The 16,617-nt window shown below is 48.3% G+C and carries 16 protein-coding genes and 1 riboswitch; of the genes, 7 read left to right on the top strand and 9 right to left on the bottom strand.

From position 1 onward, the window contains the following. Window positions 1-51 precede the first annotated feature (51 nt). Window positions 52-267, bottom strand: a riboswitch (cobalamin riboswitch). 200 nt (window positions 268-467) lie between these two features. Continuing rightward, a complete protein-coding gene (locus AB1L17_RS21220; protein ID WP_412847154.1) occupies window positions 468-1,160 on the top strand; it encodes a M15 family metallopeptidase in 693 nt (230 codons plus the stop codon). Window positions 1,161-1,230: 70 nt separating this feature from the next. Here the strand turns inward: AB1L17_RS21220 and AB1L17_RS21215 are convergent, their stop codons facing one another. Further along, on the bottom strand, window positions 1,231-3,318 hold the full coding sequence (locus AB1L17_RS21215; RefSeq protein WP_412847155.1) for a TerD family protein: 2,088 nt from the start codon (window positions 3,316-3,318) through the stop codon (window positions 1,231-1,233). Window positions 3,319-3,598: 280 nt separating this feature from the next. On the opposite strand from AB1L17_RS21215, the gene AB1L17_RS21210 reads away from it, so the two are divergent. Together AB1L17_RS21210 and AB1L17_RS21205 are read left to right on the top strand one after the other, a co-directional pair. After that, window positions 3,599-4,456 (top strand): hypothetical protein, encoded by an 858-nt coding sequence (locus tag AB1L17_RS21210; protein ID WP_412847156.1) that lies wholly within the window; start codon window positions 3,599-3,601, stop codon window positions 4,454-4,456. Between the two features lie 75 nt (window positions 4,457-4,531). Further along, window positions 4,532-5,062 (top strand): peroxiredoxin, encoded by a 531-nt coding sequence (locus tag AB1L17_RS21205; protein ID WP_412847157.1) that lies wholly within the window; start codon window positions 4,532-4,534, stop codon window positions 5,060-5,062. A gap of 179 nt (window positions 5,063-5,241) precedes the next feature. Here the strand turns inward: AB1L17_RS21205 and AB1L17_RS21200 are convergent, their stop codons facing one another. Both AB1L17_RS21200 and AB1L17_RS21195 read right to left on the bottom strand, forming a co-directional pair. After that, window positions 5,242-6,816, bottom strand: coding sequence for a glutamate synthase-related protein (locus AB1L17_RS21200; protein WP_412847158.1), 1,575 nt, complete (start codon window positions 6,814-6,816; stop codon window positions 5,242-5,244). 73 nt (window positions 6,817-6,889) lie between these two features. Then, complete coding sequence (locus AB1L17_RS21195; RefSeq protein ID WP_412847159.1) at window positions 6,890-7,201, bottom strand: hypothetical protein; 312 nt, start codon at window positions 7,199-7,201, stop codon at window positions 6,890-6,892. 368 nt (window positions 7,202-7,569) lie between these two features. Between AB1L17_RS21195 and AB1L17_RS21190 the strand changes: the two genes are divergently transcribed. The 4 genes from AB1L17_RS21190 to AB1L17_RS21175 are packed head-to-tail and all read left to right on the top strand — an operon-like array spanning window position 7,570 to window position 10,994. After that, on the top strand, window positions 7,570-8,862 hold the full coding sequence (locus AB1L17_RS21190; protein WP_412847186.1) for a right-handed parallel beta-helix repeat-containing protein: 1,293 nt from the start codon (window positions 7,570-7,572) through the stop codon (window positions 8,860-8,862). Beyond that, a complete protein-coding gene (locus AB1L17_RS21185) occupies window positions 8,859-9,440 on the top strand; it encodes a nitrous oxide reductase accessory protein NosL (RefSeq protein WP_412847160.1) in 582 nt (193 codons plus the stop codon). Before AB1L17_RS21190 ends, AB1L17_RS21185 begins: the two co-directional genes overlap by 4 nt. 17 nt (window positions 9,441-9,457) lie before the next feature. Then, on the top strand, window positions 9,458-10,264 hold the full coding sequence (locus AB1L17_RS21180; RefSeq protein WP_106841432.1) for an ABC transporter permease: 807 nt from the start codon (window positions 9,458-9,460) through the stop codon (window positions 10,262-10,264). A gap of 4 nt (window positions 10,265-10,268) precedes the next feature. After that, window positions 10,269-10,994, top strand: coding sequence for an ABC transporter ATP-binding protein (locus tag AB1L17_RS21175; RefSeq protein ID WP_412847161.1), 726 nt, complete (start codon window positions 10,269-10,271; stop codon window positions 10,992-10,994). A 45-nt stretch (window positions 10,995-11,039) separates the two neighbouring features. Here the strand turns inward: AB1L17_RS21175 and AB1L17_RS21170 are convergent, their stop codons facing one another. The 6 genes from AB1L17_RS21170 to AB1L17_RS21145 form a co-directional block, all read right to left on the bottom strand. After that, complete coding sequence (locus AB1L17_RS21170) at window positions 11,040-11,957, bottom strand: response regulator (protein ID WP_412847162.1); 918 nt, start codon at window positions 11,955-11,957, stop codon at window positions 11,040-11,042. A 3-nt stretch (window positions 11,958-11,960) separates the two neighbouring features. Continuing rightward, a complete protein-coding gene (locus AB1L17_RS21165; protein ID WP_412847187.1) occupies window positions 11,961-13,229 on the bottom strand; it encodes an ATP-binding protein in 1,269 nt (422 codons plus the stop codon). A 76-nt stretch (window positions 13,230-13,305) separates the two neighbouring features. Continuing rightward, window positions 13,306-13,956: an amino acid ABC transporter permease gene (locus tag AB1L17_RS21160; RefSeq protein WP_412847163.1), complete on the bottom strand. Its 651-nt coding sequence runs from the start codon at window positions 13,954-13,956 to the stop codon at window positions 13,306-13,308. Window positions 13,957-13,971: 15 nt separating this feature from the next. Further along, a complete protein-coding gene (locus AB1L17_RS21155) occupies window positions 13,972-14,625 on the bottom strand; it encodes an amino acid ABC transporter permease (RefSeq protein WP_412847164.1) in 654 nt (217 codons plus the stop codon). A gap of 84 nt (window positions 14,626-14,709) precedes the next feature. Beyond that, window positions 14,710-15,552: a transporter substrate-binding domain-containing protein gene (locus tag AB1L17_RS21150; RefSeq protein ID WP_412847165.1), complete on the bottom strand. Its 843-nt coding sequence runs from the start codon at window positions 15,550-15,552 to the stop codon at window positions 14,710-14,712. Window positions 15,553-15,585: 33 nt separating this feature from the next. Continuing rightward, entirely contained in the window at window positions 15,586-16,314 is a 729-nt protein-coding gene (locus AB1L17_RS21145) for an amino acid ABC transporter ATP-binding protein (RefSeq protein WP_412847166.1), read from the bottom strand. Window positions 16,315-16,617 lie beyond the last annotated feature (303 nt).

The following is a 16,617-nucleotide window of genomic DNA, read 5'->3' as shown; positions in this document are numbered from 1 at the left end:
ATAGCTGAAAAGCAACAATCCTCACCTCTTCCTTTGACCCGAAGGAAATCAGTGTAAACATAAAAACAGGCAGGTCTCCTGGCTTGAGGATCATCACTCTTCTTCTCCTTCCCGCTCCCGGATGGGCAGTGGATGGCATGATGCCTTGAAGAACAGCTACTCTCTTACAGTGGCGGGACCGCGTTGGCTTTTCACCAATCTTCCCTTTTAACCTTGCTCCTGCGAATCGGCTTCGCAAAAACAAGGACCTGTTTCTCTTTCATATGTAAATGTCATTCGTTTCATTGACAAGCACTTGCTTTAATAATAGCAAAAGCTCCCCAGTATTCCTAGCAAAAGCTGCCGATTCGTCGCAGGTCTCTATTTGCAGAAAATTAAGTATCCTTGCGTTTACTTACCTTTCGATTTTCGTTACCATATGTGATGTGCAAAATGATTTGCAAAACGTTCGAAGGCGGTGAGTAGTTATGTCCTTCCCTCCGATTCCAAAGATACCAGACACGGTCCTGCCAAGCCCACTGCCGATCAAAGAATGCGGTGAACCGATGATTTCACTCTCGTCACTTTCGGCCCAAATCTCCGTTTACCCCGTCTACTACCATGAGGGCTATGCCGGGGCGCAGCCAGAAGCCTTTTTACGAGAAGGCGCAGCACACAGGCTCGCCATGGCAGCCGCGCAACTGCCTGAAGGCTACAAGCTAGTCGTGTTGGACGGTTGGCGCTCGTTCGAGGTACAAGCATCGTTGTATGAACGATTTCGTGAAGCCTTGTTTTTACAAGGCTGGCAGGAAGGGCCCGCACTCACGGAAGAATTGAGCAAATTCGTCGCTCTCCCGACAACAGACCTCTCCAAACCGTCTCCTCACCTATCTGGTGGCGCAATCGACCTGACTATCGCAGGACCTGATGGCTGGCTGGAGATGGGGACAGACTTCGATGATTTCAGTGAATTGGCTTCCACTCGCCACTATGAAGAGCTCGCACAGCCTGCGCCAAAAGACATCGAGATACGAGACAATCGCCGACTGCTCTATCATTTGATGACTGCTGCTGGATTCGTCAACTATCCGAAAGAATGGTGGCATTTCGAGTACGGCACACGTACCTGGGCAAAAAACACACAGCAGGAACCAATCTATGGCGGGGTTATGTCGATGTAAGAAGTAGCATCCATGAAAAAGACCGTCAGCATTTACTGCCTGACGGTCTTACTTATTTGTTACGATCCAATCACTGCATAAAATCCGCCATGATCATCTCCGTATCAAACGGCGTAATTCCCTCTTCCAAGGAAAATACCGTATCTGCCTCGTCAGCTCCCTCAGTCAGCGTCCCTCTCGCCTGAGCATGTAGCATGAACAACTCATGTAGAGTCGGCTTCACCAACGAGGTGAGAGCCCTCCCCATCAGCTCCACCCCACCGGCATTGGACTCCACATTGTTAGCAAAACGCGGATCGGAATTCAGGGAGATATCGGTCCAAATCACTTTTCGCTCCACAAGATCAAGAATGACCGGGATACATATCCGCGTGTTTGCGGCGAGGTCAATCTTGTCCTGTACGGTCTGCGGCTCAAAAATTTCCCCTGTCTGTGGCGCCGAACGAATCATCCAGCCCGCGTAGCATTCCGGCAAGTCGCAATAAGGCTGACTCGTAAACGAGTACAGGTTCATGACGACATATCGACCGCCATAGCGGATGACAGAATCAATGTCGATGTCGATAAATTCGCACGCACCCTTGGGGGCCTGTACAATGTCCCCGCTATGACACGCTTGATACTGGTCCGAACGCAGATTGGTATAGGAAATATGCTCCATGTATTTCCAATCCTCGTTATAGAGCACGGCAGACAAATCAATATCGACTCTGCCTGTAGGGACATCGTTGACTACCCCTTCCCTCCACCACAGGAAAAAGCGTATGGTCCCTCCATCTGGAATCGACAGCCTGGAGCCACGAGCAATCGTGCGCAATGCTTTGCTCGCGGATCGCATAGAAAACGGAACGAGATGCTCCTGTAGTCGCGGATCGATATAGACGTTACCCAGCGACGGCAATTGGGCAAAACGATTCAACAAGGAGGTCCGGCAAATGTCAGCCGCTTCCCATCTGATCTCCTCCTGCAGTTTTGGCAATCGATTGTCGATCGCCTGCACTTTAGCCACCTGCCCTTTAGGGAAAAAGGTCCGCCACGCCCCGTAGCTATCCCTTTTCTCGAAGTGATTCATCACTTGCAAAAGGACAGGGGTCGATACTCCCGACGCTACCCTTTCGAAGGTTGCGAGCACTGTTCTTCCCTGCTCGGATAACCGCAACAAATGATCCAAGCGACGGGCAAATTCCCCCGGACGCTGTTCGAGCAGCTTGATCGCCGCTTTCACATCTCTTCCTGCCAATGCCTGCTCCACTTGGCTATTGAACGTCTCGAACTTATGATTGTTGCGCAAAATATCAAATGCTTCTGCCGTTTTCGGGTAGCGATCCTTGTATTCAAACGGATGCAAGATTTCCCCGAGACGAATCCATCTGTTTTTGTAACGATTCATGTCTTCTACGATATTCGAGTTGGCTTCCAGCAGGCGGAGGAGCAGTCTTCTTTCCGAGCGTTTGAACTTGCGAAATTTCGCAGGCGTGGCCAAGCTCACATCCCCGTCAGACAGCGCCACTGCCAGACGCAATACATCTGTCGCAGTCTTGCAGTGTTGGTCAAAAAAAGTAGAAGGAAGCTTGTCATACTTGAGCAAAAGACTTGCGGCGATCGCGACGTTTTCCTTTTGGGGAATCTCTCTCGGTAGAGCTTCGGCTATGTGTTCATACCCCTGAATCAAACCTTCCAAATCTTCTCTGTCAGTAGCAGATAGGGAGCTATTGGCACGCAGCAGGTTCATCCCTAGCTGAAGCAGTTCTTCGTCTGTGCCTAGATGGATCAGCTTCAGGCGGGATTCTCTCAGTAAAGGCAATCGTTTTTTTACTTCGTGCACAGGAAGGTCCAGCGTCAAATAATGAATGATCGCATTTACAAACAACTCACCATCGCTAGCCTCCATGACTTGCTTAGGAAAATTCGGATACATCGGCTTGTACTGTCGGGATGCCCCGATCTTTACTTTGAGCACAGCTACCACGTCCGAATAGAGCGCGAAAAACTCTCCCTCCGACAGCGTCCGGATTTTTTCCAGCAATTCTAGTGAAAAGGTATACCCCAAGCTCTCAATATTGCGCAAACCGGCAGCTAAATAAGAGACAGGCAGTTCATGCTGCCCCTGTTGTACGACGATTTTATTTTTCCTGCGAAGGTAGATTTGATTTTTCATCGGCATCGTAAAAAAATCAGGAAAGGAGTACCCCTAATGTGGAACTACACCATTAGCTCAGAAGGAAGGAGTACGATAGCCTGATTTTTTATTCCTTTTTGTAATTTTTATCCATTTTACTTCAAGATTTCCATACCGTAAAGCTCCTCCGCACGTATTACTCTCAAATCAGTCTATAGACCCATCTCGATTTCAATCTGCTGCCGGTTAAAACGTATTTCTTCTCCCTGTAAAGTAAAAACCAGCATACCAAAACTTTACAGGAGGGTGTAACTTCTTTATGAATCAATCTGTTGCTGGTAGTCATACAGGCCCACCTTTATTTCAGGGCGAGAAATGGTTAGTGTATACCGGGCTGCTTGGATTTTTGCTTGCTGTCATATGCGCGATCTGGGTCATGCTCTACGGAGGACCCGTAGCTCCTTATGGCGATGTTTCGAAAGCGTTTTCCTTCAATGCTGCGCTCGGCATATTTTTATTGTCGACAGCTGCAATCATTCCATTTTCAGGTATGGGGACGATAAGCCGTGCCTTCTTTCGCTGGTCGTATATCGCGCTCGCTCTCTATTCTTACGCAGCAGAAACGGTACAAAATTTTCGTGGTGTGGACCCCAGGTTCGTCAAAAATGGCGCCCCCTTTGACGAAGCCGTAAGTTTTATTTTTACGTTTGTCGCACTTCTTCTTGTCCTTTTTTATGTATTTTTAGCGGCCCAATACTTTCGCAGGAAATCTTATTCCCTGAACCCGGAGCTGGTAGTGAGCATTCGTTATGCGATGATCGCAGTTATGCTCTCCTTTGTAGCAGGTATTTGGATTTCTTTTAACGATGGTCGTGTAGTCGGACTGCAAGGAAATATTATCTGGCTTCACGGTCTTGGTTTTCACGCTCTGCAAGCTGTACCTTTTGTCGCTTGGTTAGCGCGACGAAAAAAACATGCCCGCTTCATCCATGTAACAGGCATCGCCTATTTGCTCGGATTAGCAGTCATTGGCTGGCAAACCTATCTCGGTCGTGCTGTTTTGGAGTTGTCCGTATTTCCGATTCTCGCCGCCTGTTGCTTTCTCATCGCCTTCATTCCTGTCGTGTTCTTACTCCTGCAAAAGGATCATGTAAACAGTTACGATATTCAGAACTGATTGATTCTCCCTATCATTCGTGTTACTTTGATACCAGAACCTGACATACGGTATCAGAAACGAGGAGATCGCTCTATGACAGCACGTATTGGACTTCCTGCACCCGATTTTACGATGGACACCGTTACATTTGACAACGGATTTCCCCTACCGAAGAGCTTGGTAGACTATCGCGGCAAATGGCTTCTTTTGTTCTTTTACCCATTTGACTTTTCCAAAGTATGCCCAACCGAAATTCTCAGCCTCAACCGCCGGATCAAGGAGTTCGCGGATCTGAATGTGGAAGTGCTTGGCATTAGCGGCGACAGCATCCACACACACAAAGCCTGGATGAGATCGAGCGACGGCATCGGCCCACTCTCCTTCCCGCTCGCTTCTGATTACAGCAAAGAAGCGACCATTGCCTACGGCGTACTGGACGAAGCAACTAAAGCTCCACTGCGCGGCAGCTTCATCATCGATCCAGAAGGCATCCTGCAATACGCAGTCATCTCCAACGCCAAGGTTGGCAGAAGCGTTGATGAGACACTCCGTGTAATCGAAGCTCTGCAATCAGGCGGATTGTGCCCCATGGACTGGAAGCCTGGGCAAACCACGATATCCTAATCGATAGATAAACAAAGGCCGCATGATCGCTTTCACAGGATCATACGGCCTTCTTTCATTGTGGAATAGGCATAAAAAAATCAGGAAAGCAGTACCCCTAAAATCAGAGTTGGTTAGAAGGAAGGTGTACTATAGCCTGATTCATTCATAATACCATTATTTATCTTCTTTGTAAATACTTATCTGGACACGACCGGGTAAGGAAACAAGTCAACCACACGCATGGTCTCCCCGCTTTCGTTCGTAAACACGACATGCTCTCGCCTAAGCTCAGTCGGACTTTCCAGACCACATGCGGCCGCCAGCGAGAACAAGCCTTCTCTCAGCTGTAAAATATAGTTCATGACACGCCACTGCTTTTCTGCCGGCACCAACGCCTCCTGGTACTTGGAATCCGTCGTAGTGACCCCTGTCGGACATTTACCCGTATGACATTGCATCGCCATAATGCAGCCAGTTGCAATCATGAAGCCGCGCGCAGAGTTGACGCAATCCGCTCCCAATGCCATCGCGATGGCTACTTTGTCAGGAGTCACGAGCTTACCGGAAGCAAAAATTTTGATGCGGTCCCGTACACCGTATTTCCTCATCGTATCGTCGAGAATGATGAGCGCGGCGAAGAGCGGCAAGCCCATACCGTCCGCCATCGCCTTGAACATCGCACCGGAACCGCCCTCTGAGCCATCTACCGTAATGAAATCCGGGAAAATGGACAGCTCCAGCATACTCTCAAAAAACGGCTCTAACCGCTTCGGATCGCCAACGACGATTTTCACACCAACTGGCTTGCCTCCCGCTTCTTGCAAGCTGGCGATGAATCGCAATGCTTCCTCGGGATTGGTAAGAAACTCGAAGCGGTTCGGTGAATTGACGGTTTGTCCCACCGGTACCAGCCTTGCCGCCGCTACTCTTTCCGTAACCTTGGAGCCTTCGAGGTGACCTCCTCGAATTTTCGCCCCTTGATGAAATTTCAGCTCGAACGCCTTGATGTTCGAGATGCTTGCCTTTTTCTTGTATTCTTCGATCGAAAACTTACCCTTGTCATCACGGAAGCCAAACATTCCAGGCCCAATTTGCGAAATGATATCTACGCCTGTCGAGAGGTGGACTTCTGCGACGCCACCCTCTCCTGTATTGATCCAAGAGCCGCCTGCCATATGCGCCCCATGCCCGGTGGACAAAATATAATTCTCTCCGACTGCACCGAAGGACGTCGCTGAAGCACCAAACATTCCTTTCAACCGCCAAGGCTGCCTCCTGTTTTCTCCCACAACAATGACATCCTCGTCATGCAACAACCACGGCTTTACCTCTTGTTCCTCGATAAGTTTTTCCCTTCTCGTGAACAATCCTTCATGGGTAATCTCGTATTTTCTGCCGGGGACGACGTTTTCATTATCAATCCGCAGCTCACTCGTCAGCTTCGGGAACATCGCATTGGACAAATAGAAGCCGGGCTTCTCATAATCACGTTTGCCTCCGAACGAGATCAGGTCCGTCCGGTATTTCGCCGCATACATGAGACCGACGAAGTCAGCTCGGGAGAACGGTCTACCGTCTGTATCGTCATCAAACCAATACTGACGAAGTTCAGGCCCGAGCTTTTCCAGCAAATAGCGCATCCACCCCAAAAACGGATGAGACCGAATAATGGAGTGCTTCGGCTGTTTGGACAGGACATACATGTAACCGAAAAAAACGAGTGGTGGCAAAAGAAGAATGAAGATGATGACGTACAACAGAGTAGGTACCACTTGTGCTTACCCTCCCCAAACACAATATTCTAGTAAATCATGTCAAGGATAGGATGCAACAAGTTCCCTGTTTTTAATCGTATTTCTCATCTTCCTCCCGTATTTGCCCATCCACGATCAATTCCAGCTCTGTTTCAAAATTCAACACGATCTCCACGGGCAGCTGCTCTGCCACCTCCGCCATGTCCGGAAGAAGCAGTGCATCCTCTACTGTATTGGGCTTCGTCTCCAATTGATCGTACCACTCGCGGATTTGCTCCATCATGCGGTAAAACGATGCCTCAAACTGATTCGCATCGTCCTCTGCGTCGTCTTCGTGGCTCTTTTTCATCCGTTCCCAATACTCTAATGTCGTCCGCAGTGCCTTCTCTATATTTACATCCATTTATCGTCTCTCCTTTTCGTCTCTTCCTTCTCACTCCTTTAGTATGACCGCTTTGGTTACACAATTCCAGCGCAGACGTAAGCCTCTGGTTCTCTTCCATTTTTGATAATCGTTGCGTTTTTTGACACGTTTTATAGCCCGATTGAGTCATACGAAAATGGAAAGAGACTGTTATCCTGAATGTAGCTAGCAGCCGGATGTCCGGCTATAACAAGAGAGCTCTCTAGTGGAATAGGGGAGGATGCACCCTGTCTTTGAGATGGAACAATCGAAAAATATTTCTCCCGCTACTTTTTGCGTCCGTACTGAGTATCGCCGCACTTGAACTGCCCTTCGCAGCAAAAGCAACGCTTGCGGATTCTGACTCCCTGCAGGCGATGATTGATCAAGCACGTCCGAATGATACCATTACCATCCCGGAAGGCTTGTACAAGGGACCCATACGAATTACGAAGCCTCTTCAATTGGTAGCCGGTGGTCAGGTGAAGGTAATCAATCCGACCGAGGAGGAGGCAACGCTCACGATTGAAAGCGACAATGTGAGCGTGCAAGGAATCCATATCGTGGACAAACGAATCAACAGTGAAGTTGCCGCTCTTGTCATCCGTGGCGACCAAAACTTCCTGGAGAACGTACTCGTTGAAACGAAAGGGATCGGCATTCAATTACGGCAAGCAGACTACAATACGCTGCATAACGTTCAAGTCATCGGAAAAATCAAAGGCGATGGCAGCCCAACGACCAGTACTGGACATAATCACGGTGCACAGCCCGAAGTAAAGCCAAAGCAAACAGAAAAAGCGATAAGAGGTAACGGAATCGACCTGTTTGAATCGGATCATAACCGCTTCATTAAAAATCAGGTGACGAATGTCGCAGATGGATTTTACATCGAGAACAGTGATCAAAACCATCTGGAACAAAATCTGGTGACGAAATCGCGTTACGGCTATCACTTCATGGGCACCTCTGATACGACCGTCATCAACAACATTGGAATGGAAAACGTAACGGGTTCCCAACTGATGGAATCACGCAATCTGACGGTTACCGGGAATCAATTTTTGAAGCAGCAAAAAAATCCTGGATCACAAGGAATTCTGCTGATTACCGTGCAAGATACGCTTTTGGAAAACAACACGATTGAGGGCAACCGCGTAGGACTGTATTTAGAGCAATCATCCGGAATTACGGTCAAAAACAATTTACTCAGTCTCAACTTTATCGGCATGCAGTTTTTGGCCTCATCTGACAACGTATTAACCGACAACCAATTTGTCTCCAACGTCATCCAAGCGCAAGCCCAGGATAGTCAGAACAATAATTTAAACAAAAACTACTGGGACAATTTGCAAGGACTTGATGTGAACGGGGATTCCCGCAGTGATTTGCCGTACGAGATGAATCCTTTTTATCTGGGTTTGACCGATGCGGTTCCAGCCTACCAGCTATTTTTCCAAGCCCCGGGATTCGTGTTTCTGGAAGGCTTGTTTACAAGTGGCGCCGGCTCAGCAATCAAAGACGCAACTCCTTTGATGCTGCCTTCGGACACCGTGCTGATTGAATCCGGGAAAACGAGCGGTTGGGGTGCAGGCATTCTTGGACTTATCTTGTTAATAGCAAGCTGTTCAATCATTTATCTAGGAGTGAAAAAATCATGAACAAAATGAAAAAATGGTACACAACAATCGGCGCAATCATCGGCATCAGCCTGCTTATGGTCGGCTGCGGCAGCGAAGAGCCAAAGCCTGTAGATATCGCGGAAGGCGTAGACAAATGCGACCTTTGCAAGATGCATGTCCCTAACGATCACAATGCAACTGAAATCGTCTTAAAAGATGGAAAAGCACTGAAGTTCGATGACCTCGGCTGCATGCACAACTGGACGAAAGAGAATGGAACCGATAACGTGGCGGTACAATTTGTCCGCGATTACTACACAGCAGAATGGACAAAAGCAGAGCAAGCTACCTACGCTTATGACAAAGACTTCAAAACTCCGATGACGTATGGCATCTATTCCTTCAAAGAGAAATCTGGTGCAGACAGCTTCGTTGCTGAACAAAAGAAAGGCCTCGTCATGAGTGCGGAAGAGTTGAAAAATCATAGCTGGGAAAACAGCATGAGCAAGCACATGAACAAAGAAGGTCACTCTTCTGAGGGGCAACATAACGGCGGTCATGAAAGCAAACCAGCCGATCATGGAAGCAACAGTACTACTCCAACCACACACAACTAACAGAGGAAGTGGAGTCTTTGCACATCAACCTGATTGCCAAACGAGAAGTGAAGGTAGGCTTCCGCAATCCATGGTCCTACTCGTTTATGGCTCTGTTCTCCCTGTTTAGTTTGGGACTCTTGATCATCCAATCACAGTCCTACATGAAGGGTTATACGTATACGACTGGTACCATGCTGAATCTGATTTTGTACTTGCTGCCACTCATGACAATGCTTCTCTCCTCTTTTTCCTTGACGGCGGAAAAGGAAGAGGGAAGCTGGCAGCTCCTCTCCACCTACGCCATGACAACCTCCTCGTTCTTGTTGGGGAAATACTTGGGACAAGCACTCGTGTTAATCGCGATCGTCAGCTTCGGGTACGGGTTGTCAGGTGTGGCTGGCATGCTGTTAGGAAAAAGCTTTGCATTTTCAACACTCTTGTTTTTGCTCGCCTTTTCCATCTGCCTCATCCTGTTATTTTTGGGTATTGCCATGCTGATTGGCGCCATCAGTAAAAACCGCTGGCAAGCTTTGACGATGGGTGTCAGCATCTGGTTCTTCTACATTCTGGCATGGCCTACTCTGCTCATCTCTGTGCTCAGCTTTGTCCCATATACATGGATCAAGCCTCTGCTTCAGCTCGCAACGTTTCTCAACCCAGCGGAGTTTGTACGCATCTTTTCTGTTGCCAGATTAGGCGGAGGCTCGATCTTTGGTCCTGAATACTACAAATGGGTGTACTGGGCTGATTCTCCTCTTGGTGATCTCATCTTCGTTGCACTCAGTCTGCTCTGGATCAGTGCGACCCTGTTCATAGCCATCCGGGTATGGGAAAGAAGGTAATGCGATGAATACGTTAGGACTTACCATCGATCAGGTCACCAAGGAAATCAATAGAAAAACAATTGTCCACCCATTCAGTATGAACATCGAGCCCGGTCAGGTGGTCGCCTTATGCGGCGGTAACGGTGCAGGGAAAAGTACGATCCTGCGGATGCTGGTCGGTATTCTCCCGCCTTCTTCGGGCACGATTCAGCTAAACGGGTTAAACTGGAACGATAATCGCGTGGAGTATCTTCAGGAAATCGGCTACATGCCGGATCACTTCACATTTTCTGCCGGACTTACTGCCAAAGAAACGCTCGAATTTTACGCTTCCCTGCGCAATCGCACGGCAGAAGAGGCGGATCGACTGCTGAAAATGGTGGGATTGCACGAAGTGAGAAACAAACGTGTGTCTCAGTTCTCCAAAGGTATGCAACAGCGCCTCTTGTTCGCCCAAGCGATATTGGCAAAGCCTGCACTCGTCGTCCTCGATGAACCGACCAACGGACTCGATCCGTATTGGATGGACGCCTTTGTGGATCTCGTTCGCGAAGTAAAGCTCGCGGGTCAATCCGTCCTCTTTACGACGCACCAGCTGCAGGTAGCAGATGCGGTAGCGGATCGGGCGATTTTTCTGATGAACGGGAAAATCGTACGTGACCAAACGATACAGGAGTACCAGCAGCAGTATGGGGCAATTGGTTTGTACGGTGCCTTCTCCGAGCTGGTGAATCAAGCAAAAGCTTGAATAAAAAAACGCGGGAGCTTTGCATGCCTCCCGCGTTTTTGCTATTTATAACGTCTTTGCTTCCATATAAAAAACAGATAAAAACTTTTTCACGCTAATTCGGCACTTCGTCGTTTTTTCGCCAGCCTCAAGCTCTTGCATCCGTTGGCGAATTTCTTGGAAATCGAACAGTCTTGGTGCGAAGTGTTCAAAGGTAGGATTGGCGTAGTCGGTCAACCCCAGTGAGGACAGATGCGTAAAGGCTTGCAGTACCATCCGGCGAATCCGTTGTTCCATGGCACGCACCTCCTTGGTGATTCCATGCTCATCCAAGCTGGCGTGCATCTTCAACAAAATTTGTGTGTACAGCTCCTTGAGCTGCAATTCGTGCAGCTTGTCTCCCTGACGCTCATCCTGTACGAGCCATTCCATAATCAATAAGAGATCGGGAGCACCCGCTTCACTCGCGATTCCTAGCTGCAACAGCAGCTTTCTCGCCTTTTGGGCTAGACTGTCCTGATCGGACGACTGACTCTTCAAGCCACTCGTATGCGGTTCTTTTGCTTTGACATCCAGAATTTGCAGCGATTTGCGAATGGTTTGCAGGGACGCTTCCAGTGACAAGTAATCAGACACTCGCTTGAGCACGGCCATGACTTCCAGGCGGTTGATCGGCTTTTGAATAAAGGTATCAATCCCCTGCAAATAAGCCTCCCCGATCATTTCCTTGTTTTCCACCTGTGACACCATGATGAATCGGCCTGCAAAGCCATCTGCTTGCAGCTTTTTGATCGTTTGGATGCCATCGAGTCCCGGCATGAGCAAGTCGATCAAAATCACATCGACCCCATACAGTTGATCAATCGTGACGTGACTGCCATCACTAGCCTGGCCTACGATTTCACCGAGCCCACTGTCTTGGATAATCCGTTCGAGCATGCGGCGTACCACAGCATCATCTTCGATTAAAAAGAAACGTATCATCGGCTACACTCCCTCCTTTCCGAGTAATTGATCAGTCGGTATTTGTACCTCCAAGTGCGTCATCTGCTTTCGATCAGGCAAAATACGCAAGCTGCCTTGCAGACTTTGGACAATTCCACGAGCGTGCGTCAGTCCAATCCCGGTAGATGCATTCCCCTGTGCATCGTATTTCGTCGTATAGCCAGGCTGGAACACCCATTCTTGTTCCTCTTGCGGAATTCCGGGACCACTGTCGAGTACACCGAACACGAGATGCCGATCAATCAGCTTCACACTCAGCTCTATTTTGCCTGTAGTAGGAATCGCCTCTACTGCATTGGCTACCAGATTGTTCAACACAGAGAGCAACGCATAGATTTGGCTCGTCGACAGGTTGACGTTACAGCTCCACTCGATGTGTATATCTTTCCCCAGCATCTCCGCATACTTCTGATTCGCGCGTGCAACCAGCTCACACAGCTCTTTGATCGGCAGCTGTGGAGCAAGTCCCTCCTGATTAATCAGCTTCGAAATACCCGCCAGCATCCGCTGCGAATCTTTCTTCACCTCATGCACATTTTCGGCAATCGCCAAGGCCGTCGGAGATTCCGCATGATCCGAGGTGAGAAGACGCCTGTAGAGCTGATAGCTCTCTCTCGTGATTTCCTCCAAATGCGTCATCGATTTGCGCAAGTAAAAGGCTTCCTCATACAGCTCCGTATTGATCATCCGCAAACGCTCCAGCTCCTGCTGCCGTACCTCTCCCACAGCCCGCAGCTGCCTGATCGAAAAGCTGTTATACAAACCGACAGCAAAAAAGCTCCGCAGGACTCCAAAAAAGAGAAGCATTAAAAAGCTATGCCACGTAATCGGGGGAAAATCAGTGAAATACTGTCGGACCTGAATCTCCACCACATTGGAGACGAAATCGATGGATGCCCCTATGAACCCCAGCCATAGAGGAAATTCACGATATTTTCGCGCTCTCAGCAAATGAAACAGGATGGTAAAGCTGAAATAGTAAAAGGCCGATGGAAGGTGCGCAGCCACGCTCTCCCAATACGTCCGGTACTCAAAAAGGACATCCATTCCCACTCGAAATCCGAGGATAAACGTCCCTGTAAAAAAGCCTGTCAAAAGTACTGGCACGGATGAAAACCACAGCAAACCGAAAAAGAAAGCAGCAATGCCTAGCGAAAAGCGAAAAGACCCTCCTACGGGGTTTACCTTCATTTCGCCAAAGAAAGCAGTTGCCAGCATGATAATAATAAGGACCAAAAGGCGTTCGCGCATAGCTGCTCCTTTCATACGGAAAAAGATCTCCTATTCTTATTTTACAAAGAATCGGAGATCTGCAAAGATAGAACGATTAAGCATGCTTGTTTTCCAGTCGCTTGGAGACGACGGACAGCGCGTAGTTGACGACAAAGTACATGACCGCCACCATCAGGAAGGTCGGAATGACGTAGTTGACGTTGCGGCCGTTGATGATTTGCGCATGGTTCATCAGCTCCGGCAGAGCGATCACGACAGCAAGCGACGTATCCTTCAAGAGCGAAATGAATTGGCTGACAATTGGCGGAACCATGCGTCTGAGAGCCTGTGGAAGAACAACATGCCACAATGTCTGCACATAATTCAAACCAGAAGAACGTGCAGCTTCAATCTGCCCTTTTTCTACTGAATTTAAACCACTGCGCACGATTTCCGACAGCATTGCCGCTTCGAAAATAACCAACGCAAGAACAGCGGCCCAAAATTTGTCCAACTTAAACCCGACTTCAGGAAGAGCAAAATACGTAAAGAAAATAATCAACAAGAGCGGCAAATTACGAATCAGCTCTACAACTGTAGCGAGAGCTTGTGAGACTCCGGGTATTTTAGCGTAACGCAATACACCTACAACAATCGCGATGGAAAAGCTGAGGACAATCGATAGGAAAGCAACCTGTAGGGTGACCCAAAATCCTTCTAGCAGGAAGGTCAAATGACTGGGCGTATATGCTCCGATAAAGTCCATAATGTCCCCTCCTTCTTATCGGCTTCCAGCCAAGCGTCGCTCCAGGTATCCTACGAGCGCACTCAACGGAAGGGTCAGAATCAGATAGAAAACAGCTACAAAAATGTACACGTCAAAGGTAACAAACGTATCAGCGGAAATCAGGTCTCCGTAGTACATCAGATCAAGACCTGCAATGACACCTAATACCGAAGAGTTTTTTACGAGATTGATAAACTGGTTCCCCATCGGCGGAATCACGACTTTGATGGCTTGCGGCAAAATGATATAGCGCATCGTTTGCCCGTACGTCAATCCCGAGGAACGGGCCGCTTCTGTCTGGCCTTTCGGAATCGCTAGAATACCTGCTCTGATCGTTTCCGCAATAAAAGCAGCCGTATACACAGTCAAACCGAGTGTTCCTGCAATGAAAGGCTCGAGCACGATCCCTAGTGCCGGTAATCCCACGAAAAAGAGGAATACGACGAGAATCAGAGGGATATTACGCACGAACTCAACGTATGCCGTAGCAATCCACTTGAGCGGCCGAATCGGAGAAATCCGAAAGATCGCAAAGAGCGTCCCCATTACAAAGCTCCCCACGAGAGCGAGCAAGCTAGCCTGCAAAGTGTTCCAAAACCCTGCGAGATACGTATCCATGTGATCAAACAAGATAGAAAAATCAAGCATCTCTATTGCGCTCCCCCTTGGTCTTGCGGATATAAGGAATGAGCGGCAGAGTGAACCGCTCATCCATTATGGAGTCGAACCACATTAATTTTTAGGTTTTGTTCCGATCCATTTTTCGTAAATCTTGTCGTATTCGCCGTTTTCTTTCATTTCTTTCAGCAAATCGTTAACGGTTTTCACAAATTCAGCATCGCCTTTGCTGATCGCGATACCATATGGCTCTTCCGTGAAGGTTTCTTCTGTTACACGGAAGTTCGGATCTTGCTTCGCCATTCCGTACAAGAGAGCGTTATCAGTTGTCAGCGCGTCACCTTGACCAGCCTTGAGTGCTGTGAAGGCTTCCGCGTAGTTTTCGAATTCAAGTACTTCTAAATCAGGCGCACTCGCTCTGATATTTTTCGCAGAAGTAGATCCTTTTGCAGTCACGATCTTCATGCCTTTTTGCATGTCTTTCAGACCGTTGATCGAGCTGTCCTTTTTCACCAGAAGTGATTGTCCCGCCAGGAAGTACACATCAGAGAAGTCTACTTCTTTTTTACGTTCTTCTGTAATGGTCATTGTTGCGATGATTGCGTCAATTTCTCCGTTTTTCAGCATCGGAATACGTGTTTTCGAGGTTACTTCCTTCAGCTCGATTTTATTTTCGTCACCGAGCACTTTCTTCGCGATTGCTTTGGCGATATCGATATCGAAGCCTTCTACATTTCCGGTTGCCGGGTCTTTCAAGCCGAACAGGTTCAGGTCGTACTTAACTCCGACTACCAATTTGTCTCTTTCTTTGATTTTTGCCAATGTGCCTGCAGCTGGTGTGCCTTGTGCGCCGCCTTCTGCTGTACTACCCCCACCACAGCCTGCCAATGCTGTTGCGCTCAACATCAGTACGAGACCCATTCCTGTGACTTTCTTCCAAAGCTTGTTTGCTTTCATCTGAATACCCCTTTTCTCTATCGTTTTATGTTTTTAGTGATTCAAAATCCGACTCAGGAACAAACGCGCACGCTCTTCACGCGGACTCGCGAAAAACTCCTCTGGTGTAGAATCTTCAAGAATCGTGCCCTGATCCATAAACACGATGCGATCTGCCACTTCGCGGGCAAAGCCCATTTCGTGCGTCACGACCACCATCGTCATACCTTCCTTGGCCAGCTTCTTCATGACGTCGAGCACTTCGCCGATCGTCTCGGGGTCAAGTGCAGAGGTCGGTTCGTCAAACAGCATGATTTTTGGGCGCATGGCCAGTCCGCGTGCGATCGCTACGCGTTGCTGTTGACCGCCAGATAGCTGCGTTGGGAACATTTCTGCCTTCTCCGGAATCCCTACCTTTTCCAAGTAGTAGAGAGCAGTTTCCTCGGCTTCCTTCTGTGATACGCCCAGTACCTTCATCGGTGCCAGCGTAATGTTTTGCAGCACGGTCTTGTGCGGATATAGATTGAAGTGCTGGAACACCATGCCGATGTCCCGGCGCAGCTTGTTGATATCGGTATTTTTATCGTTCACTTTTACCCCGTCTACCACCAGTTCGCCGCTTGTAACCGTTTCCAATCTGTTGATGCAACGAACCATCGTGCTTTTACCCGATCCTGACGGGCCAATGACCACGACTACTTCTCCCTGGTTGATATGCAGGTTGATGTTCTTGAGGACATGAAAGCTTCCGTAATGTTTGTTTACTTGATGAAAACTAATCAACCTTAAATCCCCCCTTGCTCTATGTCTTATTTTGTATACTAATGTCGAACTACTCAAAACTACTGAAAAAGACAAAGAAAAGTTTTTCTGTTTATAATTTTCTAATAACACGCAATAAAAAAACGAAGTAAACCTACCAAGCGAATGGGAGCCAATATATCATGTATCGTGTAGCGACCGATTCCCCAACCGTTTCTAAAGAAATGCTGCTTCAAGCTGCGGAAGCAAGTCAGCAGTAACATGCGAAAAGCCAGCCCTCTCTTGCTATGTATTCGCAAAAGAGGGCTGGCTGCTTTTTTGTTA

The organism is Brevibacillus jepli (assembly GCF_047229145.1).
Lineage (GTDB): Bacteria > Bacillota > Bacilli > Brevibacillales > Brevibacillaceae > Brevibacillus.
Note: the sequence above shows the minus strand (reverse complement) of the source record. Positions and strands in the feature narration are given on the sequence as shown.